The following is a 20,193-nucleotide window of genomic DNA, read 5'->3' as shown; positions in this document are numbered from 1 at the left end:
CACCGAACGTTGTGTTTGGTAAGGAATGAACCATGCGTCATCGTAAAAGTGGTCGTCACCTGAGCCGCACCAGCTCGCACCGCAAGGCCATGTTTCAAAACATGGCGGTGTCGCTGTTCGAGCACGAGCTGATCAAAACTACACTGCCGAAAGCTAAAGAACTGCGTCGCGTTGCTGAGCCGCTGATCACTTTGGCCAAGACAGACAGCCTGGCTAACCGCCGTCTGGCTTTCGACCGTACTCGTTCGAAAGCTATCGTTGGTAAGCTCTTCAACGACCTGGGCAAGCGTTACGCTACCCGTGAGGGTGGCTACCTGCGCATCCTCAAGTGCGGTTTCCGCGCTGGCGACAACGCTCCTATGGCGTACGTCGAGTTGGTTGATCGTGCTGTCAGCGGCGAAGCTGTATCCGCTGAGTAAGACGTCAGTCTGAAACGAAGAACCGGGCCTAGTGCCCGGTTTTTTGTGTCTGCAGTAAAAGCCGGCAACCAATCAAACCTTTCAGCAGAGCTCGATTTGGCTATTTGTCTTCCTGGCTAATTAGTAATTATCTATCGAACATCATGAATTAATGAATTTGATGGTGTCATCGGGATGGTCAATACTCGATGTCAGCCGATTAGCCGGCAGTTTCAAGACTGACAGAGGAAGATTGAGCATGAGCCAGAACAAAACGCTTACCACCGCCAGTGGCGCTCCGGTCGCCGATAACCAGAATTCCCGTTCCGCCGGTCCTCGTGGCCCATTGCTGCTCGACGACTTTCATTTGATCGAGAAGCTTGCCCACTTCAACCGTGAAAACATCCCTGAGCGTCGCGTGCATGCCAAGGGTTCAGGTGCCTACGGGACGTTCACTGTCACCCGCGACATCACTCAGTACACCAGCGCCAAGCTGTTCGAGTCCGTGGGCAAGCAAACACCGACCTTTTTGCGCTTCTCCACGGTAGGCGGTGAGCGTGGCTCGGCTGATACCGAACGAGATCCCCGTGGTTTCGCCTTGAAGTTCTATACCGAGGACGGTAATTGGGACATCGTTGGCAACAACACGCCGGTGTTTTTCATCCGTGACCCGCTGAAGTTTCCCGATTTTATCCACACCCAAAAGCGTCTGCCGCAGAGCAATCTGAAGAGCGGCCAGATGATGTGGGACTTCTGGTCGCATTCGCCCGAGGCGCTGCACCAGGTCACCATCCTGTTCTCGGATCGGGGTATTCCTGATGGCTACCGTCACATGCACGGGTTCGGCAGTCACACTTACAGCCTGATCAGCGCCACAAGCGAGCGGCACTGGGTGAAGTGGCACTACAAGACCCTGCAAGGGATCAAGAACCTCGCTCCGGCGGAAGCGGCAAGACTGGCGGGTACTGATCCGGATTACGCCCAGCGCGACCTGTTTGGCGCGATTGAGCGTGGTGACTTCCCAAAATGGCGCGTGTGCATTCAGATCATGAGCGAGGCCCAGGCCGCAGCTCATTACGAGAACCCGTTTGACGTGACCAAGACCTGGTCGCAGAAGGAGTTCCCGCTGATTGAAGTGGGCGAGCTGGAGCTTAACCGCAACCCGCAGAACTACTTCGCTGAAGTCGAACAGGCGGCGTTTGGTCCAAGCAATATGGTGCCGGGGGTAGGCCTGTCGCCGGACCGCATGCTGCAAGGTCGAGTCTTTGCGTATGCCGACGCTCATCGCTATCGCGTGGGTACCAACCACCAGCAACTGCCCGTCAACGCCCCGCGCAGCCCGGTGAACAGCTACCAGCGCGACGGCTCCATGGCCTTCGGCAGCAACGGTGGCGCGGCGCCTAACTATGAGCCGAACAGCTACGCGGATGCGCCCAAACAGGCGCCTCGGTATGCCGAGCCCGCATTGGCGCTCAGCGGCGCGGCAGATCGTTATGATCACCGTGAAGACACCGACTACTACAGTCATGCTGGCGCGCTTTTCCGCCTGATGAACGAAGATCAGAAGGCGTTGTTGATCAGCAACATTGCCGGTGCCATGGCCGGTGTTTCGGCGGACGTGGTCCAGCGTCAACTGCAGCATTTCTTCAAGGCCGACCCGGCTTATGGAGAAGGAGTCGCAAAGGCGTTGGGCGTACAGCTTAACTAAGTCTAAACGAGAAGCAGAACCGCCCTCATTTGGGCGGTTTTTGCGTTATTTAAGCTACTTTTCTCAGAATATCTTCACTTTGTTAGCGTTTTTCCAGTGACCTGCAAGTCAGCTTGGTTCAAACTATCCACTTTCAAGCAGGGAGATGTAGGGCGATGCAAGGTCACCCGGACGTAATCGATTACCTCAACACGTTGCTGACGGGCGAGCTGGCAGCACGTGACCAATATTTCATCCATTCGCGGATGTACGAAGACTGGGGCTTCAGCAAGCTCTTCGAACGTATCAATCACGAGATGGAAGAAGAGGCACAACATGCTGACGCCCTGATGCGTCGCATCTTGATGCTCGAAGGCACGCCGCGCATGCGTCCAGATGATCTGGACACCGGCACCACGGTGCCTGAGATGCTTGCCAGCGATCTGCGCCTGGAATACAAAGTGCGCGCCGCGCTGTGCAAAGGCATCGAGCTTTGCGAGTTGCACAAGGACTATGTCAGCCGTGACATCCTGCGCATTCAATTGGCCGATACCGAAGAAGATCACACCTACTGGCTGGAGAAGCAGTTGGGCCTGATCAAGGTCATCGGACTGGAAAACTACCTACAATCGCAGTTCTGATTTTCCGTCAGCGCCATACTGAATTGTTTGCAAGGCGATTTCAGTGACATAAAAAAGCCCCTGGCATCTCACAATGCCAGGGGCTTTTTCGTGGGGGTTCAATCCCTGTCGCGAGCCAGCAGTGGCTTGAGGTAGTACCCGGTGTGGGACTGCGCCATCTCGGCCACTTGCTCCGGTGTGCCGACCGCGATGATCTGCCCGCCCTTGGAGCCGCCTTCAGGACCCAGGTCCACCAGCCAGTCAGCGGTCTTGATCACGTCCAGGTTGTGCTCGATCACCACCACGGTGTTGCCGTGGTCGCGCAGGCGATGCAGAACGTCGAGCAGTTGCTGAATATCGGCGAAATGCAGGCCGGTAGTCGGCTCGTCGAGGATGTACAAGGTCTTGCCGGTATCGCGCTTGGACAACTCACGCGACAGCTTGACCCGTTGGGCCTCGCCACCGGAAAGCGTAGTCGCCGACTGCCCGAGCTTGATGTAGGACAGCCCGACATCCATCAGGGTCTGCAGCTTGCGCGCCAGCGCCGGTACCGCATCGAAGAATACCCGTGCTTCCTCGATCGTCATCTCCAGCACTTCGTGGATGCTCTTGCCCTTGTATTTGACCTCAAGGGTTTCGCGGTTGTAGCGCTTGCTCTTGCACACGTCGCAGGGCACGTAGATGTCCGGCAGGAAGTGCATCTCGACCTTGATCAGGCCATCACCCTGGCAAGCCTCGCAGCGTCCACCCTTGACGTTGAACGAGAAGCGCCCCGGCCCGTAACCGCGCGAGCGCGACTCGGGTACGCCGGCGAACAGCTCGCGAATCGGTGTGAACAGACCGGTGTAGGTCGCCGGGTTGGAACGCGGTGTCCGTCCAATCGGGCTCTGGTCGATATCGACCACTTTATCCAGATGCTGCAGGCCGTTGATGCTGTCGTGGGCAGCGGCTTCCAGAGTGGTCGCACCGTTCAGTGCGGTGGCGCTGAGGGGGAACAGGGTGTTGTTGATCAGGGTCGACTTGCCCGAGCCGGAGACCCCGGTCACACAGGTCAGCAGGCCGATTGGGATCTCCAGGTCGACGTTGCGCAAGTTGTTGCCACGGGCGCCCTTGAGCGACAGGCTGAGCTTTTTATTACGCGGCGTGCGCTTGGCGGGCACCGCGATCTTTACCCGCCCCGACAGGTACTTGCCGGTCAGCGAATCAGGATGGGCCATGACTTCGGCTGGCGTGCCTTCGGCAACGATGTGTCCACCGTGCACCCCGGCGCCGGGGCCGATATCCACCACGTAGTCGGCCAGGCGAATGGCGTCTTCGTCATGTTCGACCACGATCACCGTGTTGCCGATGTCGCGAAGGTGCTTGAGGGTTCCCAGCAGGCGATCGTTGTCCCGCTGGTGCAGACCGATTGAAGGTTCGTCGAGGATGTACAGCACCCCGACCAGGCCGGCGCCGATCTGGCTGGCCAGGCGAATCCGCTGCGCCTCGCCACCGGACAAGGTGTCCGCGCTGCGGTCCAGCGACAGGTAATCGAGACCGACGTTGACCAGGAACTGCAGGCGCTCGCGGATCTCCTTGAGGATCTTGTCGGCAATTTCGCCACGACGTCCGGTCAGCTTGAGCACGCCGAAGTATTCACAGGCGTCGCCGATCGGCAGGTTGGTTACCGCCGGCAGGGTTTTCTCGCCGACCCACACATGCCGCGCTTCGCGACGCAGGCGGGTGCCACGACAATCCGGGCAGGGCTGGGTGCTGAGGAACTTCGCCAGCTCTTCGCGCACGGTGGCCGACTCGGTTTCGCGGTAGCGACGCTCCAGGTTCGGCACGATGCCTTCGAACGGGTGCGAGCGCTTGACGATATCGCCACGGTCGTTGAGGTACTTGAAGTCGACGTTTTGCGAACCGCTGCCGTTGAGGATGACCTTTTGCTGGTCGGCTGGCAGCTGGTTGAACGGAACTTCGAGGCTGAAACCGTAGTGCGACGCCAGGGAGCCGAGCATCTGGAAGTAGTAGACGTTGCGCCGGTCCCAGCCGCGAATCGCACCTTCGGCCAGGGTCAGGTCGCCGTTGACCAGGCGCTTGATATCGAAGAACTGCTTGACCCCCAACCCATCACAGGTCGGGCAGGCGCCAGCCGGGTTGTTGAAGGAAAACAGCTTGGGTTCCAGCTCGCTGATGGCGTGTCCGCAGATCGGGCAGGCAAAGCGTGCGGAGAAGATGATTTCTTCACCGGGCTCATCATCCATCAGCGCCACCAGGGCGATGCCGTCCGCCAGTTTCAGGGCGGTCTCGAAGGATTCGGCCAGGCGCTGCTGCAGGTCGGCCCGGACCTTGAAACGGTCCACCACCACGTCGATCGAATGCTTCTTCTGTTTATCCAGCTTCGGCAGTTCGTCGAGCTCGCACAGCCTGCCGTTGACCCGTGCCCGGACAAAACCCTGGGCCCGCAGCTCTTCGAAGACCGAGAGGTGCTCGCCCTTGCGCTCGCGAATCACCGGGGCCAGCAGCATCAGCTTGCTGCCTTCCGGTTGTGCCAGTACCAGGTCGACCATCTGGCTGACGGTCTGGGCTTCCAGCGGGATATCGTGATCGGGGCAGCGCGGAATACCGACGCGGGCATACAGCAGGCGCAGGTAATCGTAGATTTCAGTGATGGTGCCCACGGTGGAGCGCGGGTTGTGCGAGGTCGATTTCTGTTCGATGGAGATTGCTGGCGACAGACCTTCGATGGTGTCGACGTCAGGCTTTTCCATCATCGACAGGAACTGTCGGGCGTAGGCTGACAGCGACTCGACATAACGGCGCTGGCCTTCGGCGTACAGCGTGTCGAAGGCCAGGGACGACTTGCCGGATCCGGACAGGCCGGTGATGACGATCAGCTTGTCCCGCGGCAGGGTCAGGTCGATGTTCTTCAGGTTGTGGGTTCGGGCCCCACGAATCAGGATCTTGTCCAAAAGCGGCCTCGCTTGGCGGGCATCGAAAACGAAGGAGTATAAAGCCAAATACTGGATGGATGCACACTATCGGCTAGCAGATTTCAGCAGCGGGCCAGGGGGTGTGACTCCAGGTCGCGGCACGGGTACGTGACAAAGAGTCGCCATGTACCCCGTCTATCGATGGGACTGGTAGAATCGCCGCCGGTTCACATGAGGTTTATCCATGCACGATCCCCACAGCGAACGCATGAGTGGCAGCGAGACCCGCGCAGCGAGCGGTCTGGCCCTGGTGTTCGCCTTCCGTATGCTTGGCATGTTTATGGTGTTGCCGGTCCTGGCGACCTATGGCATGGACCTGGCTGGCGCAACCCCGGCCCTGATCGGCCTGGCGATTGGCGCCTACGGCTTGACCCAGGCATTGTTCCAGATCCCGTTCGGCATCATCTCCGACCGCATTGGCCGGCGCCCGGTGATCTACCTCGGGTTGATCGTCTTTGCCCTGGGCAGTGTGCTGGCGGCCAACGCCGATTCGATCTGGGGGGTGATTGCCGGACGGGTCCTGCAGGGGGCGGGGGCGATTTCCGCGGCGGTCATGGCGCTGCTGTCAGACCTGACCCGCGAGCAACACCGGACCAAAGCCATGGCGATGATCGGTATGACCATCGGTCTGTCGTTTGCCGTGGCCATGGTGGTCGGTCCGTTGCTGACTCGCAGCTTTGGCCTGTCGGGGTTGTTCCTGGCGACCGGCGGCATGGCCCTGGTGGGGATTCTGATCATTGCCTTTATGGTGCCGCGCTCCACCGGGCCGTTGCAGCATCGTGAATCCGGCGTGGCCCGCCAGGCACTGTTGCCGACCCTCAAGCATCCGGACCTGCTGCGCCTGGATCTTGGTATCTTCGTGTTGCATGCGATGCTGATGTCGAGCTTCGTTGCCCTGCCTCTGGCGCTGGTGGAAAAAGCCGGCCTACCCAAGGAACAGCACTGGTGGGTCTACCTCACCGCGTTGTTGATCTCGTTCTTCGCCATGATCCCGTTCATCATCTACGGCGAGAAGAAACGCAAAATGAAACGAGTTCTGCTCGGTGCCGTCAGTACCCTGATGCTCACTGAGCTATTCTTCTGGCAGTTCGGCGACAGCTTGCGGGCGCTGGTGATAGGTACGGTGGTGTTCTTCACCGCGTTCAATCTGCTGGAAGCCTCCTTGCCATCGCTGATCAGCAAGGTTTCACCGGCCGGCGGCAAAGGCACGGCCATGGGGGTTTACTCCACCAGTCAGTTTCTCGGTTCGGCCTTGGGCGGTATCCTTGGCGGCTGGTTGTTCCAACATGGCGGTTTGTCGGTTGTGTTCCTGGGATGCGCAGGTCTGGCTGCACTCTGGCTGGTCTTTGCTGTTACCATGCGCGAGCCCCCATATGTGACGAGCCTGCGCTTGCCGTTATCGCCCGAAGCGATCCGCGAAGCCGGTCTGGTCGAGCGCCTGAAGGCCGTTGTTGGGGTAACAGATGCAGTGGTGGTGGCCGAGGAGGCCGCCATTTACATCAAATTGGACACCGAATTATTGGATCGCGCGACCCTCGAGCAGCTGGTCAATCCAGCGCCGGCGGCGAGCGAAGCCTAGGAGAACGTTATGGCCCGTGGGGTTAACAAAGTCATATTGGTCGGCACTTGCGGCCAGGATCCCGAAGTTCGCTACCTGCCTAACGGTAACGCCGTGACCAACCTGAGTCTGGCAACCAGCGAACAGTGGACCGACAAACAGACCGGCCAGAAAGTCGAGAAGACTGAATGGCACCGCGTCTCGATGTTCGGCAAAGTCGCGGAGATCGCTGGCGAGTACCTGCGTAAAGGTTCGCAGGTCTACATCGAAGGCAAACTGCAAACCCGCGAGTGGGAAAAAGACGGCATCAAGCGCTACACCACTGAAATCGTGGTCGACATGCAAGGCACCATGCAACTGTTGGGCGGCCGTCCACAGGGCGACCAGCAAGGCGGTGGCATGTCCAACTCGGCGCCACGTCCTCAGCAGTCCCGTCCGCAGCCAAGCCAGCAGCCACAGCGTGAGTCGCGTCCAGCGCCTCAGCAGGCGGCACCGCAGCCGGCTCCGGATTTCGACAGCTTCGATGACGATATTCCGTTCTGATCCAGCGCCGTCAAAAGCACTGAGCAAAGGCCCTTGGCGATAATCGCCAAGGGCCTTTTTCTTTGCCTGGCGATCAGTTCGCTAGGGCAGTTGCACCCGGCGAACCTGGCCGGACAGCGCGGCGACGCCGTTGTCCGGTGTAGGCAGGGGGCGACCGGTGAGACCCATGCCTTCGCTGATCAATACCGCCCCCGGCACCAGGCACAGGTTGGAGGGGGTATCCAGATGCTGGGCCAGCAGCGTGACCTGCCCGGTGTTCAGGCTGCAACTGAGCAGCCGGCCACTGAAGCGGGCAAAACCGCCATGCAGGCACTCGCCGGCCCAACTTGGAAGCAGGGGTTGCAGCAGACGGTCGCACAGCTCCAGGACCAACACCTGGCCATCCTGGCTCAGGGCCAGGCCGGTGGGCAGTTGCAGGCCATCAATCAGCACCTCGATGCGCCCACTGTGCAGCCAGACCCGGATCACCTGGCCGGCACGCTCGGCGAAATCAATGCCGCGCCGCGCCGGATCGCTGTGCAGCTCACCCGAGAACAGGCTGATCAACACTGCGGCGGTCGCCGGTTCATAGACCAGGGTCACCGGCACCGCTTCCTGGCCCAGGCCCAGGTCCGGCAAGTCGAACAGCACGCGCTCTTCCTTGTCGCCCTTGAACTCGACCAGTTGATTGGTATCGGGCTTGACCGCCAGCCAGCTGCGGCGCACCGGGTGATAGCACAGCGAGTTCAGGTTGCCTCGGCTGTTGAATACCGGCTCGGGCGGCCGGTATTGCAGGTCGAGGATTTTCGAGCCTTCGACATAGTTGGTCTGGCTGACCAGGCAGCGTCCGTCACCACAGGCGATATCCGACAGCCCCATGATTTCATCGCGCAACATGCGCGCCTGTAGGTTCATGGAGCGAAAGCCGTCGGCCACGATTTCCGGTGGCAGATACGCCCCCGGCATATCGGGGTCGGGGAGCAGGCGGCTGATGCGCCCGCTGAAGCTTTGGTCGGGCAGGCCTGAACCGGCTTCGGCCATCAGCAGGCTGCCGTCGCTTTGCAGGCACAGGCCCCGCGGGTTCAGCAGCCCTTGGGCGACGATGCTGCTGGGGCGCAGGTTTGGCGCCGGGTGAGCGGGAATCAGGATCGGCATCGGCATGGCGGCTCTCCAGTGCAAAGGGGGCAGGGCGTCATCACAACTGGGGCTGCCAGGGCTCGCTGGTGAGCCAGGCCTTGAGCAGCGCCCGCTGGCTCGGTGACATCGAGTGCACCACTGGCATGTACAGCGTGGTGCCGTTATAGACCTCGGAGGTGCGCGCCAGGATCATCTGCCGCGCGTTCCACACCGCATCCTGCTGGTTGAGCGGGATGTAGCGCGACATGGCCGGGAACGCCAGGTAGTGAAAACGCAGCACGTGTTCGTAGACCTGATCCCAGGTAACGCTGGTGCCCGGGGCGATGCCGAAACTGGTCTGGGCGAACTTGCGAAAGTTGATGAAATACGCCCCGTCGTCGCTGCCGACGACGCTGAAATTCAAGGTGGCAAACCCGGCCTGGGGTTCTGAGCCTGGCTTGAGGGTCACCTTGAAGCTGACGCTGGCACTGCCTTTGCTCACGGTCAGTTGCGGCTCGAACACCAGGAAGTCCCAATATTCAGGGTCCAGGTACGGGGCGTGCTCGTCGTCGTTGGAAGGGCCGGGGGTGATCTTGATCACCGTGTCTTGCGTCACGGGCCCGCCCAGTTGGGTCACGTTCAGGGTGATCTGGACCCCGTCCGGGTGGTCGTCCAGGTAGATATTGCGCTGGTCGGCGCTCAGGCGATAAGCCTGCTCGGGGGCGTTCACCGTGGTCTTGGCGAGGGTCAGTGGGGCCTTGATGCCCAGTGGCTGGCTGGCGACCAACTGTTGCTGCTCGGCGCTCAGGGGCAAATCAACGATGCCGCCGTAGAGGTAGTAGTACTGCAGGTCTTTGCCGAAGGGGTTGAGGGTAGTCAGCTTGGTCGATCCGGCGGTGATGGACACCGGACCGTAATCCGCATTGGGCCCGATGGGGCTGGTGATATCGGTGCGCACACTGCGAAAGGCCTGCTTGGGAATGATGTTGAGCATGTCGATGCTCAGCAGTTCATCGCTGGTCAAGGTGGCGTAACCGGTACCGCCGCTGGTCTGGTTGATCAACTGGCGGCCAGCCGGAAAGATCAGCGGCTCCCCGGGGAACGCCGGGGCCAGGGTGCCGACCATGCGCCCGATGCTCGGGTTGGCGGTGAAGAGCTTGGCGGCGTAGTCGGCGTCGAGCTCGGCGGTGGTCATGCTCGGACACATTTCGAACATGACGAAGCGCACCACAATCCCGCTGGCACCCGGTGCTTCGATGATGGACTTCAGAATCGCGCTGTCCTGGTTGTAACTGACGATGTCCTTGAGCGGGAAGGTCAGCTGGAAGGTGCCGCTGATTCGGTTCGACCCGGGCGCATCGGGCTCACCTTCGAGGATCCGCAGGGCCACGTCGAAGCTGCTGCACACCGTATTGCCGCGGATCAGCAATTGAGGGCTGTCACTGCTGCCGATCTGCAGGCCACCGACGAAAATCTGCGTGCTGATGGTCCCTGTCGGGTCGAGGTCGACCATCATCGGCCCGGTGACCGGCGGGTTCTGGGTGACCGGGTCCACTGAACCCATCAGGTACAACGGCTGGCCGATCAGGTCGCCATGGGTGCTGATGTCTCCCGGCTGGCCCTGGGAGCTGATCAGCACGTTCTGCATGTCGACGGAGTGCTGGCCATAGTGGTTCCAGCCGCCGGCGGTGTACTTGACCCCGGTGGGGGCGTTGATGAATTGGTTCAGTTGATCATCGCTGTAGGCCTGGGCCGGGGGCGACACGGTCGAGGTGGTCAGGTCGAACAGGGCTAGGGTCTGGCCGTTGTCGATGGGGAGGGTCGCGGCGTTGTTCGGCACGCTGACGTTGGTGCGGATGCCGCCCCAGAAATTCAGCCGTGGGCCATTCAGAATACTCATGGTCTATTCCTCATCCTTGATGGAAGTGCCTGCGGGTGCCTTGGCGAATTTGAACAGGTAGGAGAAGTCCGCCTTGAAGCGGCTGTTGATCGGGGTGGCCTTGGAGTGGCAATCGGTGCAGCTGCTGTTGGGCTGGATATAGCTTTCCATGGTCACGTTGGCGGCCAGGGCCGGCGTCGGCGAACCCTGGGGATTACTGGGGTTGCTCGGGTCGCTGGGCCATTGGGTGGTCACCAGTTGGTAATACTTGAACACCGTCGATTGCACTTGCGCAGCGGCCTGGAACTGACTGTTGAGGGTTACGGTAGCCGGGGTCAGGGGCGTGAACCGGTCCAGCGGATTGGGCGTGGTGAAGCTGGTTCCGGGTTTGGGCTGGCACACCTGGTGGCCATCCTGCAGGGTCCAGTTGCAAGGCGACTGGTTGAGGCTGTCGGCGGGGGCGCCGGCGTTGAAATAGGAGTACTTGACCCCCGGCGCTGGCTGATTGACCCATTTGCCGTCGACCAGGACCTTGGGCGGAACGTTGTCGACCTGCTCGAAGGTCGACCAGATCCACTGCGGATAACCCGGCGCCTTGGTGATGATGTGCAGGCCGACCAGGCCCAGGTTGACCTGGGTGGTACCGTCCGGGACGCCCTGGTCGTTGAACTGGGTGACCGTGGCGGGCATTTGCAGGTAGCGGCTGGCATCGTCCTGGGCGGTCAGGATGCGCCAGCTGGATTTGATCTCGCTGGTCGCACTGGGAAACTTGATGTTGCTGGCCTTGGACACGATGTCGGCGTTGTAGAAGTTGTTGGCGACGATGTAGTTGTAGGAGGCCTCGTTGGCGGCCAGTTCGTAATAGGTGGGTTTGCCGTTCTGGTCGATCAGCCAGCCGCCGACCGCCTGATTGTCAGAGTGCACGACGGTGTTGTTCTTCAGCGCGGCAATGTTGATCAGCCGCAGGCGCTTGGCCTGCAACGCCGAGTTCCACGGTCCGGGCGGCTTGGCGCCGGGGAGGAAGATTTCATCGACGTTTTTGTAGGTTTGCCACACGGTCGGGCCAGGGGCGCCCAGGGCCGCCGAGCAATCGGGCTGGCCCCGGGCTCCGGCCTTGGCGGGCCAGCTCAGGGCGACAAACATCTGCCAGCTGTAGCGATCGAACGCATCCTGGCTGGCGTCGGCGATGGGCACGACGCTGGGTGGCTGGCATGAGAGGTCGATGCCCGAGGTGGTCTGGGCCGGCTGCTCCCGGGCATAGGCGGGCAGGCTGAGCAGGCCGAGCAAGATCAGGCTAAAGCGCGGAAAAGTGTTCATGGCGATCCTTCGTCATTGTCAGGGTTGGCGTTGCATCAACTTGTTCCACTGCGCCGATTTGCCGTTGCTCTGGCCGGTAGGCGGCTCGAACAATTGGCAGGGTGGCGGGTTGCTCGGGCACATGGCTGCGACCTGGTCCCAGGTCTTGGCCGGGTCGGGTTTCTCGATGCGGAAGTTGACGTAGTTCTGGCTGACGATGGGGGCGTTGGCGACGCTGGCGTCCCCGGAGAAAAAGAACGACTGCGGTTTGCGGTAGGGCGGGGTGCCGGTCTGCGCCTTGTTGAAGGCATAGCCGAACAGGATCGGCCCCTGGGGCGAGTCCAGGTCCAGGGCGTAGGCCTGCACGCTGCCCTTGAGGTTCTGGCTGCGGCTGGGGCTGTAGGGCAGGTGCTGCACGAAGTCCTGGCGCGGCGGGTGGTTCATCGGCGAAAAACTGCAACAGGCCGGCATGTCCTTGGGGCGATCGTCGTAGGTCAGGAAATACGCCTTGTTGCCCAGGGAGACGAAGGTGCAGCTGTAGTTGTTGTTCTTGATCGGGAAGATCGGCAGGCAGTACTTCTCGTAGTGCTCGAACATCGCGCCGTAACCGTCGCCATCGGGCGGCAGGTAGCTGGTGTCGTAGTAGCTGGTGCCCTTGGACACGGTGTAGTCCGAAGGTTTCAGGGTGCTGGGCGGCGAGCTGTAGGGCGGCGGGTTGTTCTGGTAGTTGGTCATCACCCGGTACATGGTCCAGTCGCTGATCCAATAGGCCGGGAAGAACGGATCGCTGGGATCGGTGGGCGCACGGGGGGCGATGCAGTTGCCGTTTTTGGCATTGCACCCCAGGGTGTTATGCACCCCGTTGGTGAAGTACACGGCGGGGCTGTCGTCCTGGGCGAACAGCGGCGAGCTGATAAGCAGGGTCGGCAACAGCAGCCGGGTAAAGAAGCTGGCGTTCATAAGACACTCCCTTGAAGTGCCGGGTGAGGGTGTCACCCGGCGTTCCTGCGTGATGCGTTGGCGGTCAGTTGAGGGTGTTGAAGTCACTCATGCTCAGGGGGATGGGCGGGTAGTTGCGCTTGACCAGGGCCTGGGCCCACAGCTCGAGAATCGCCCGCCGGCTTTGCGACATGTCGCGGGTGATGGGCATCGAGAGCGTGCTTTCTTCCTGATACGGCTTGCTGATCAGCACGATCAATTGGTCGATGGCGCCTTCGACCCGGGTCTGGGAGTTGAGCGGCATGAACTTGTTCATGATCGGGTACAGGTAATAGAAGGGCTGCAGGATCCGCGCGTAGATGAAGTTGTTCCACAGCAGCTGGCTGGCGTTCTCGCTCTTGTAGATGGAGTTCCAGTAGTTGATGAAGTCTTGCTGCAACTGCGGCTCCATCGGCAGCACGCGCAAGGGCGCGAGGAAGTCGGCGTAGCCCCCGGTGTAGTCGAAGCTGAAGGGCACCTGTGGCGCGCTCGCGCCTTCTTGCAGGAAGAAACGCAGGGTCGGAAATCCCGGGGCCACGGCGCGCATTCCCAGTTGCGCGATGCCTCTGGCGTCAGTGCGGATTTTAGTGATGGAGTAGTTGATCAGCCCGCCACCGGGGGTGTCGCGCAGGTTGCCACTCCTGGCAAACGGCTCATCGAAGGCCAGGCACGGACGCAGATTGATCGCGGTCGGCTTGCTCAGGTACTGCTGATAGCTGATGGGGATGCCGGGTGGCACCGCCGCATCATTGCGGGCGTCCGTCTTGTGCAGTGCGGTCAGGCGTCGCCCGCTGCCGGTGGCCAACTGATTGGCAATCGGTGGCGCGTCGGTGAACTGCGGCAGCCAGGGCTCGTTCGCGTTGCGATCGTCCGGGTTGTCATAGAACAGGGTGAAGTTGGCCGGGTTGCTGAATGCCAGGTAGTAGTTGCTGGTGGTGATCATGTAGGCGTTGCCGTACTCGGCGACCCACAACACGGTGCCGGCCGGGGCTGGGACGCCGTCCTGCTGCACCATGATCTGCAGCGTTTTGTGATCGCCCACATCAATGAAACTGCCGCTCTCGATGACCTCGGCGGTCCACTTGCGCTGAGCGGCGGCGACCACGGGCGTGGCGCCTTGCTGTTGCAACAGCAGCGAGCCGTTCTCCAGGGCGCTCTGTTGCCCGCTGTTGATTGGCAGGTCAAGCAGGCCCGAGCGTTTATCGAAGGCCGCCTGGTTGTACTGCTCGAAGCCGAACTGGGCCAGGGGTTGGTACTTGCCGTTCAACTGCACCCCCACTGTGTAGTTGCCGGCGTTGAAGCGTTCCGCCTTGGCGATCGGGGCGCTGGGATCGACCGGGTAGAACGGGAAGCCGTTGGACAGGTCCAGGGACAACACCCCCGGGTTGATCTGGGCTGAAATCACCCCCAGCTGGGTGCTCGACGGCTGGGTGTCACCTGGGGTTTTCTTGTACACCGGCACCGCGCTGGCGGGCATCAGGCGCCGGCCGCCGGGGGCCGTGGGGAACTCGTCGGCAAACCACAGCCCAAGGGTGCCGGCGGTGCGGCTGTAGGCCGGGTTGAAGAAAATATCGGCGACGTTGTTCAGCCCTTTCTCATACATCACCCGCACCTTTTCCATGTCCGCAGGGGCATGGGAGTGGGTGTTGATCGGCGGGAAGTCGTTGAAGACGCCGTTTTTGTCGTAGAAGGTCAGGTAGGTCGAGAACCGGAACATCAGGCCCTTGGCGCCCTGCTGGGTCATTTGCTGCTGGAGGTTTTTCAGCAGCACCGAGTTGCCGATGACCCATTGCAGGTTTTCCTTGGGAAAGCAGGTCTGCCAGGTGGTGGTCACGGTACTCAAGCCGCCGAACGCGCCCCAGTTGAAGTTGAGGAAGCGATCGAGCATCCGGTACTGGCGGTTGAGCGTCAGGCCGCATTGGTCGTCGCCCAGCACCAGCTTGTCGAAATACAGCGCGGTGAAGGTGTTTTGCCAGGGGCTGACATCGACAAAACGCGCGGCACTGGGCGCGTTGCCGCCAAAGGGGTTGCCCTGCAACTGGTAGTTCTTGCTGACCAGGGCGTCCTGGAGGATGTAATTGTTGGCCTGCAACTCGCCACCCACCACCACCGAGCGCGTGTCCTTGTGGGTCACCGTGCCGCAGGCGTTGTCGCCGAACAGGTCCCATTCGGCGGGCATGAAGGGGTAGGTTTTCGGGTTGGCGTTGGTCGGCACCTGCAGCACGTAATCCGGGACCTGGTTGTACGCCAGTGGCCGGATTGACCACGGCATCAGCGCGGTCGGGGCGTTTTGCGGGGTGACGTCGTAGTACTTCAGGAACGGCCAGTTCATGTCCATCTTCACCGCGTCGTACAGCGGGAACACGTCGTTGTTGTTGGCCGTTGGCGGGTTCCAGAACATGTGGCCGTTGAGGTAGATGCGGGGGAAGTTCAATACGCTCATGTCATGCTCCTTAGCGTTGCCACTGGGCGCGTTTGAGCGACCAGACAAAATCCAGTTTTTTGTAACCGGCATACGCCGAGTCCGGCAGCGGAGTGGTCGGGTAGACGATGCCGCCCTGTTCTTTCAGGGCGAAATTGAAGTAACCCTTCTGGTTCGAGTAGGCGGCGGTGCTGTGGCAGGCCAGGCACGACGAGGTGCTCTGGAACGCCGACTCCAGCTGCGAGTTGGCCAGCACCTGGGTCACGGGCTGGAACTCGACGCCGATCAGTTCGTACTTCGACAGCCCGGGGTAGGTGGCCTGGAAACTCAGGTTCACCGGCTTGGCCGCCGGGGTCGGGCCTGTGGTGTTGGTCATCGGCGTGGCCGGTACGGCATTGGTCACGGTGTACTTGCTGTTGTTGACGTTTTCGAAGGTGGTCCACACCCAGTTGGCGCTCAGCTTGTTGATGACGTGCATGCCGCTGAGGGCGGCGTACCCGACCTGGTACTGGTTCTTGTCCGGGTAGTAGGCCTGGATGATGTAGTAGCCATCGTTCTCCAGCTTCTGCTTGAAGGCGGCATCGGTGCCGATCCAGATCCACGAGGTTTTCAGCTCCCAGGCGGTGCTCGGGAAATTCAGGTTGCCGGTTAGGGCGGCCTGGCCGTTCACGTTGTAGATCTTGTTATTGAGGATGTAGTTGAACGTGTCCTGGCCCATGAGTATGTGAAAGCGCACCGGCTGGCCGCGTTGCGCTGCCGGCACCTGGTTGCCCATTTGCAGGATCAGGCCGTCCACCTGTTGCGTGCTGTCCAGGTTCTGGAACACCCGGTTGGGGTTCATCCCCAGTTTTTGTGCCTGGGCCTGGATCGCCATAGGCGTGGGCTGCTGCGGCAGATAGGGCTTGGGCTGGGCGCCGTTGGCCAGGTACACCTGGTCCGACGGCTTGAACCCTTCCCAGACCCGGTTCGGGCTGCCCTGGGCCGAAGGCTGGTTGAGGCAGACGAACCAGTTCCAGGCCTGGGTTTCCGGGCTTTGCAAAAAGTTGGCCTTGGTCTGGCTGGGGTTGGCTCCGTACGTGAGGAAATTACCGCAGTCATAGGGAGTGGCGTTCTGTGCCTGCGCCAACCCGGCGAGTGCACTGAGAACGGTTATGGAGATGGCTCGCCGCATGGAAGCTCCTTGGCATTGGCCTTGTCGTGGTATGGGCGCCCCAGGAAGTACTGCAGGAGCAGTTGCTTGACTGCCGTGACCGGAAGTTGCTCCGGTAGCGCCAGGTCGCAATTGGTGATGAGCAGCGGGCTGCTCTGTGGGCTGTCGGGCAGGCGGCCATGGCTGCCGCGGACCATCCGCGTGTCCAGTGGGATCAGGTCCATGTAGTAGCGAAAGCCGAGTTTTTTCTGCAGCAGGCGGCGGGCGATTTTCAGCTTGGGCCAGCGGATGGCCGGGTCGATGAACATCTCCAGCGGGTCGTAGCCGGGCTTGCGGTGGATGTCCACGGTACGGGCGAAGTCCGGGGCCTTGCGGTCGTCCAGCCAGTAGTAGTAATCGAACCAGTAGCCGGCAGCGGCCACCACCACCAGCTCGCCGCTGCGCGGGTGGTCCAGGTGCCAGGCCCGCTGTTCGGTTTTGTCCAGCACCTGCTCGACACCGGGCTGGCGCTGCAACAGGGCCTTGACCCGGGCCACGTCCTGGGCACGGCGGATGTAGATATGCGCGACCTGATGGTCGGCCACGGCAAAGGCCGCACTGGCGCCGGGGTCGAGCAGTTCCCAGGACAGCGACTGGCGGACCTGGAGCAAGCCTTCCGAGCGCAGCAGCCGGTTCAGCGAGACCGATTGCTGCACCGGCTCAATGCCGTACTCGGACAACAGCATCACCGACGCGCCCTGTTGCTCGGCAAAGTCCAGCAGGCGCCCGACTTCATGATCGATGGCGCGCAATTCATCGGCCATGGCCGGGTGCTCCGGCCCCAGGCGTTGCAGGCCGTAATCCAGGTGGGGCAGGTAGACCAGTTGCAGGTCCGGGCGGTTGATCTGGAACTCGGCCATGGCGCAGTCGACGATCCAGCTGCTGGAGGCAATGCCCGCCGCCGGCCCCCAGAAGCCATGGAACGGGAACTCGCCGATCTGCTGCTCGATGGCCTCGTGCAGCCCGGGTGGGTCGGAGTACAGGCCGAACACTTTGCGCCCGTCGGCCGGGTAGTGCGGGCGCGGGGTGATGGCGGCCGAGACCTCGGCGTACATGTTGAACCACCAGAACAGCTGGCTGCAGCGAAACCCGGGGATCTCCCGTTGCAGCACCTGCCAGACTTTTTCCCCCTGGATCAGCCCGTTGGGCTGCAGCCAGAAACGCACCTCGGCCTGGTCGCGAAAGTACCAGCCGTTGCCGACAATCCCGTGCTCCGATGGCGCGCTCCCGGTGAGGATCGAGGCTTGCACCGTCGAGGTTACGGCCGGGAACACCGGCTGCAAGCGGGTCATCTGCCCGCCGTGCAACAGTTGATTGATGCGTGGCGTGGCGGCCCCGAGCAAACCCGGGGTCAGCCCGACCACGTTGATCAGCAGCAGCGGTGGGCGCGGTGCTTCAGCGGCCATGGGCCACCTCCCGCGGGCGTGGGTGGGCTTGCAGCAGTTGCCTGGCCCGCAGTTGCTCCTCGACCCATTGCAGCTCGCGGGCGATGCCCTGCAACTGCGCCGCGGCGCTGTTCGGGCGCAGCGGCTCCGGCAGCACGCCCCAGCTGTAGGTCTCGACCTCTAGCACCGGACGCAGCGCCGGATGCTCGGCCAGGTAATCGAAGGTCTGGGCCAGCGCGCCCTGGCTGCCGCTGAGCTCCGGCAACAGCAATTGCTCACTGAACAGCGGCACGTGGAAGTGGATACGCAGCTCCGCTTCCAGGACCCGGCCCTGGGCGATGTCCTGCAACACCGCGGGCAGGTCGGGCCAGGACAGCAGCCGGCCCTGGACGTCGCGAGCCTTGACCTGATGCAGGTACACCACCTCGGCAAAGTCGCCGAGGGCCTGGACCACCGCCGCCCGACGTGGATGCTCCGCTGCCGGCAGCTGGCAGACCATGGCGCTGGACAGCTGGATCTTGCCCACCGGTACGCCGGCCTGTTGCAGGCGGTGCAGGGACTGGTAGCAATCCTCGAACAGCACCGCCTGATGGCAGACGTCGAAACACAGCGCCAGGTACTCCTGGTGCGGATCGGTGGCTTGCCAATGCTGGAAAAAGGCAATGGCCTGGCCGGTGTTTTCCAGCACGCAATCGGGCTCCATTTCCAGGCACAGCCGGATCTTCTTGCCGCTCTCCTGATACAGCCTGGCCAGGCCCGCCGTGAGCTGGCGCAGTTGCTGTTCGGCACTGTGCTGCAAGGCCTGATTCCAGTGCGCGGCATACCCCAGGGGTACGCTGGAAATCACCCCCTGGGTGCAATCTGGGGGCAGGGCATCGGCCAGCAGCCGTGCCAGTTGCAGGCTGTAGTCGAGGCGCTGCGGATCGGCCCAGTGCGGGCGGTAGACCTCGGCCTTTACCGCCCCCTCATGGAACCGGCCATAGGGGAAGCCATTGAGCGAGGTCAGGCGCAGGCCGCTGCGTTGCAACAGTTCGAAAAATTGCCGGCGTGCCGTCGGCTGTTGCAGCTCGGCGACCGCCCGCGCGCTGATCCAGAGACCGCTGTCCTGCTGGCTCAGCCCGCGCAGGCGGCGCACTCCCTGGAAGTCGGACTCGATCGAGGCCCGCAGCCCGGCCAGTTCCGGGGTGGGGTGCACGTTGCCGCAATAGCCGATCTGGGTGGGCGTCCATTCCCTGGGCTGGCTCATTTGATCACCGGCTCCTGGCCGCGCAGGGCCGAGTTTTCCTGCCACTGCTTGCGCTGGTCGATGGGCAGCGGGGTGCTGACCAGTGCCTTGTCCAGCTGCCCGCTCTGGGCGAAGAAATCCACCGGGTTGTGAAACAGCACCTGTTCCACCTGGGCTTCGCTGAAGCCGGCGGCGAGCATGGCCTGGCCGGTTTTCGGCACTTTCAGCGGGTCGCTGATGCCCCAGTCGGCGGCGCTGTTGACCACCATTTTCTCGGTGCCGTACTCCTGCAGCAGGGCGACCATGCGCTGCTCCGACATCTTGGTGTTGGGGTAGATCGAATGGCCGCGCCAGCAATCGCTGTCGAGCACCAGGGGCAGGGTCAGTTCATTGAGGTGGTCGATAATCACCAGGTTCTCGGCGATGCCCACCTCGCGGATCACCGCCAGGGTGCGCTTGGTGCCGCCGATCTTGTCGCGGTGCGGGGTGTGCACCAGTACTGGCAGGTTGAACTCCTTGGCCAGTTGCAGCTGGGCGGCGAGAAAGCGGTCTTCCTCGGGGGTGATGTCGTCGTAGCCGATCTCGCCGACGGCCACCACGCCGTCCTTGAGCAGGTAGCGCGGCAGGATCTCCAGCACCTCGTTGGCCACTGAGAGGTCATTGGCCTCCTTGGGGTTGAGGCCGATGGTGCAGAAGTGATGGATGCCGAACATGCTGGCGCGAAAGCGCTCCCAACCCAGCAGGGTGTCGAAATAATCGATGAAGCTGCCGACGCTGGTCCGGGCCTGGCCCTGCCAGAAGGCCGGCTCGATGACCCCGGTGATGCCGGCGGCGGCCATGTTCTGATAGTCGTCGGTGGTGCGGCTGACCATATGGATGTGCGGGTCGAAGTACTTGAGCATGGTGAATCCTCGTCGAGGGGGAGTCGGTAGGCGTGGGTTCG

Annotated in this window: 15 protein-coding genes; 5 read left to right on the top strand and 10 right to left on the bottom strand. The window is 62.0% G+C overall.

Annotated elements, in window-relative coordinates; all coding sequences use genetic code 11:
• Positions 1-32 precede the first annotated feature (32 nt).
• The 3 genes from rplQ to bfr all read left to right on the top strand — a co-directional run bounded on the left by rplQ (position 33) and on the right by bfr (position 2,726).
• The gene (rplQ, locus tag JFU57_RS04070) at positions 33-419 is read left to right on the top strand and encodes a 50S ribosomal protein L17 (RefSeq protein WP_020297855.1); all 387 of its coding nucleotides are present in this window, start codon (positions 33-35) and stop codon (positions 417-419) included.
• Between the two features lie 238 nt (positions 420-657).
• Positions 658-2,106: a catalase gene (locus JFU57_RS04065; protein ID WP_201128249.1), complete on the top strand. Its 1,449-nt coding sequence runs from the start codon at positions 658-660 to the stop codon at positions 2,104-2,106.
• A gap of 155 nt (positions 2,107-2,261) precedes the next feature.
• Positions 2,262-2,726 (top strand): bacterioferritin, encoded by a 465-nt coding sequence (gene bfr, locus JFU57_RS04060; protein WP_020297857.1) that lies wholly within the window; start codon positions 2,262-2,264, stop codon positions 2,724-2,726.
• A 98-nt stretch (positions 2,727-2,824) separates the two neighbouring features.
• Here bfr and uvrA read toward each other — a convergent pair whose 3' ends face one another.
• On the bottom strand, positions 2,825-5,659 hold the full coding sequence (gene uvrA / locus JFU57_RS04055; RefSeq protein ID WP_201128247.1) for an excinuclease ABC subunit UvrA: 2,835 nt from the start codon (positions 5,657-5,659) through the stop codon (positions 2,825-2,827).
• Between the two features lie 205 nt (positions 5,660-5,864).
• On the opposite strand from uvrA, the gene JFU57_RS04050 reads away from it, so the two are divergent.
• Together JFU57_RS04050 and JFU57_RS04045 are read left to right on the top strand one after the other, a co-directional pair.
• A complete protein-coding gene (locus JFU57_RS04050) occupies positions 5,865-7,259 on the top strand; it encodes an MFS transporter (RefSeq protein ID WP_078471568.1) in 1,395 nt (464 codons plus the stop codon).
• Between the two features lie 9 nt (positions 7,260-7,268).
• Complete coding sequence (locus JFU57_RS04045) at positions 7,269-7,781, top strand: single-stranded DNA-binding protein (protein ID WP_020297860.1); 513 nt, start codon at positions 7,269-7,271, stop codon at positions 7,779-7,781.
• A gap of 81 nt (positions 7,782-7,862) precedes the next feature.
• Here JFU57_RS04045 and JFU57_RS04040 read toward each other — a convergent pair whose 3' ends face one another.
• From JFU57_RS04040 to JFU57_RS04000, 9 genes are all read right to left on the bottom strand, one after another.
• Positions 7,863-8,921 carry a hypothetical protein gene (locus JFU57_RS04040; RefSeq protein WP_201128242.1) on the bottom strand — a complete coding sequence of 353 codons (1,059 nt, stop codon included), beginning with the start codon at positions 8,919-8,921 and terminating at the stop codon, positions 7,863-7,865.
• A 34-nt stretch (positions 8,922-8,955) separates the two neighbouring features.
• Positions 8,956-10,776 (bottom strand): hypothetical protein, encoded by a 1,821-nt coding sequence (locus tag JFU57_RS04035; RefSeq protein ID WP_201128241.1) that lies wholly within the window; start codon positions 10,774-10,776, stop codon positions 8,956-8,958.
• A 3-nt stretch (positions 10,777-10,779) separates the two neighbouring features.
• The gene (locus tag JFU57_RS04030; protein ID WP_201128240.1) at positions 10,780-12,072 is read right to left on the bottom strand and encodes a hypothetical protein; all 1,293 of its coding nucleotides are present in this window, start codon (positions 12,070-12,072) and stop codon (positions 10,780-10,782) included.
• Positions 12,073-12,090: 18 nt separating this feature from the next.
• Complete coding sequence (locus JFU57_RS04025; protein ID WP_201128239.1) at positions 12,091-13,011, bottom strand: hypothetical protein; 921 nt, start codon at positions 13,009-13,011, stop codon at positions 12,091-12,093.
• A gap of 64 nt (positions 13,012-13,075) precedes the next feature.
• Positions 13,076-15,472 (bottom strand): hypothetical protein, encoded by a 2,397-nt coding sequence (locus JFU57_RS04020; RefSeq protein WP_201128237.1) that lies wholly within the window; start codon positions 15,470-15,472, stop codon positions 13,076-13,078.
• 10 nt (positions 15,473-15,482) lie between these two features.
• Positions 15,483-16,622 carry a hypothetical protein gene (locus JFU57_RS04015; RefSeq protein ID WP_078471574.1) on the bottom strand — a complete coding sequence of 380 codons (1,140 nt, stop codon included), beginning with the start codon at positions 16,620-16,622 and terminating at the stop codon, positions 15,483-15,485.
• Positions 16,601-18,046, bottom strand: coding sequence for an alkaline phosphatase family protein (locus tag JFU57_RS04010; protein ID WP_201128236.1), 1,446 nt, complete (start codon positions 18,044-18,046; stop codon positions 16,601-16,603). Before JFU57_RS04010 ends, JFU57_RS04015 begins: the two co-directional genes overlap by 22 nt.
• Positions 18,036-19,271 (bottom strand): metabolite traffic protein EboE, encoded by a 1,236-nt coding sequence (gene eboE / locus JFU57_RS04005; RefSeq protein ID WP_201128235.1) that lies wholly within the window; start codon positions 19,269-19,271, stop codon positions 18,036-18,038. The genes JFU57_RS04010 and eboE overlap by 11 nt, the downstream gene beginning before the upstream one ends.
• Positions 19,268-20,152 (bottom strand): TatD family hydrolase, encoded by an 885-nt coding sequence (locus tag JFU57_RS04000; RefSeq protein ID WP_020297869.1) that lies wholly within the window; start codon positions 20,150-20,152, stop codon positions 19,268-19,270. Before JFU57_RS04000 ends, eboE begins: the two co-directional genes overlap by 4 nt.
• Positions 20,153-20,193 lie beyond the last annotated feature (41 nt).

Origin of the sequence: Pseudomonas sp. TH07 (genome assembly GCF_016651285.1) — a bacterium.
Classification (GTDB): domain Bacteria; phylum Pseudomonadota; class Gammaproteobacteria; order Pseudomonadales; family Pseudomonadaceae; genus Aquipseudomonas.
The sequence above is the reverse complement of the archived record's forward strand: the minus strand, read 5'-3'. Positions and strand labels throughout refer to the sequence as shown.

Coding starts and splice junctions, on each gene's coding strand:
- rplQ (WP_020297855.1), top strand. CDS start 33: ATGCGTCATCGTAAAAGTGGTCGTCACCTGAGCCGCACCAGCTCGCAC.
- JFU57_RS04065 (WP_201128249.1), top strand. CDS start 658: ATGAGCCAGAACAAAACGCTTACCACCGCCAGTGGCGCTCCGGTCGCC.
- bfr (WP_020297857.1), top strand. CDS start 2,262: ATGCAAGGTCACCCGGACGTAATCGATTACCTCAACACGTTGCTGACG.
- JFU57_RS04050 (WP_078471568.1), top strand. CDS start 5,865: ATGCACGATCCCCACAGCGAACGCATGAGTGGCAGCGAGACCCGCGCA.
- JFU57_RS04045 (WP_020297860.1), top strand. CDS start 7,269: ATGGCCCGTGGGGTTAACAAAGTCATATTGGTCGGCACTTGCGGCCAG.
- JFU57_RS04040 (WP_201128242.1), bottom strand. CDS start 8,921: ATGCCGATGCCGATCCTGATTCCCGCTCACCCGGCGCCAAACCTGCGC.
- JFU57_RS04035 (WP_201128241.1), bottom strand. CDS start 10,776: ATGAGTATTCTGAATGGCCCACGGCTGAATTTCTGGGGCGGCATCCGC.
- JFU57_RS04030 (WP_201128240.1), bottom strand. CDS start 12,072: ATGAACACTTTTCCGCGCTTTAGCCTGATCTTGCTCGGCCTGCTCAGC.
- JFU57_RS04025 (WP_201128239.1), bottom strand. CDS start 13,011: ATGAACGCCAGCTTCTTTACCCGGCTGCTGTTGCCGACCCTGCTTATC.
- JFU57_RS04020 (WP_201128237.1), bottom strand. CDS start 15,472: ATGAGCGTATTGAACTTCCCCCGCATCTACCTCAACGGCCACATGTTC.
- JFU57_RS04015 (WP_078471574.1), bottom strand. CDS start 16,622: ATGCGGCGAGCCATCTCCATAACCGTTCTCAGTGCACTCGCCGGGTTG.
- JFU57_RS04010 (WP_201128236.1), bottom strand. CDS start 18,046: ATGGCCGCTGAAGCACCGCGCCCACCGCTGCTGCTGATCAACGTGGTC.
- eboE (WP_201128235.1), bottom strand. CDS start 19,271: ATGAGCCAGCCCAGGGAATGGACGCCCACCCAGATCGGCTATTGCGGC.
- JFU57_RS04000 (WP_020297869.1), bottom strand. CDS start 20,152: ATGCTCAAGTACTTCGACCCGCACATCCATATGGTCAGCCGCACCACC.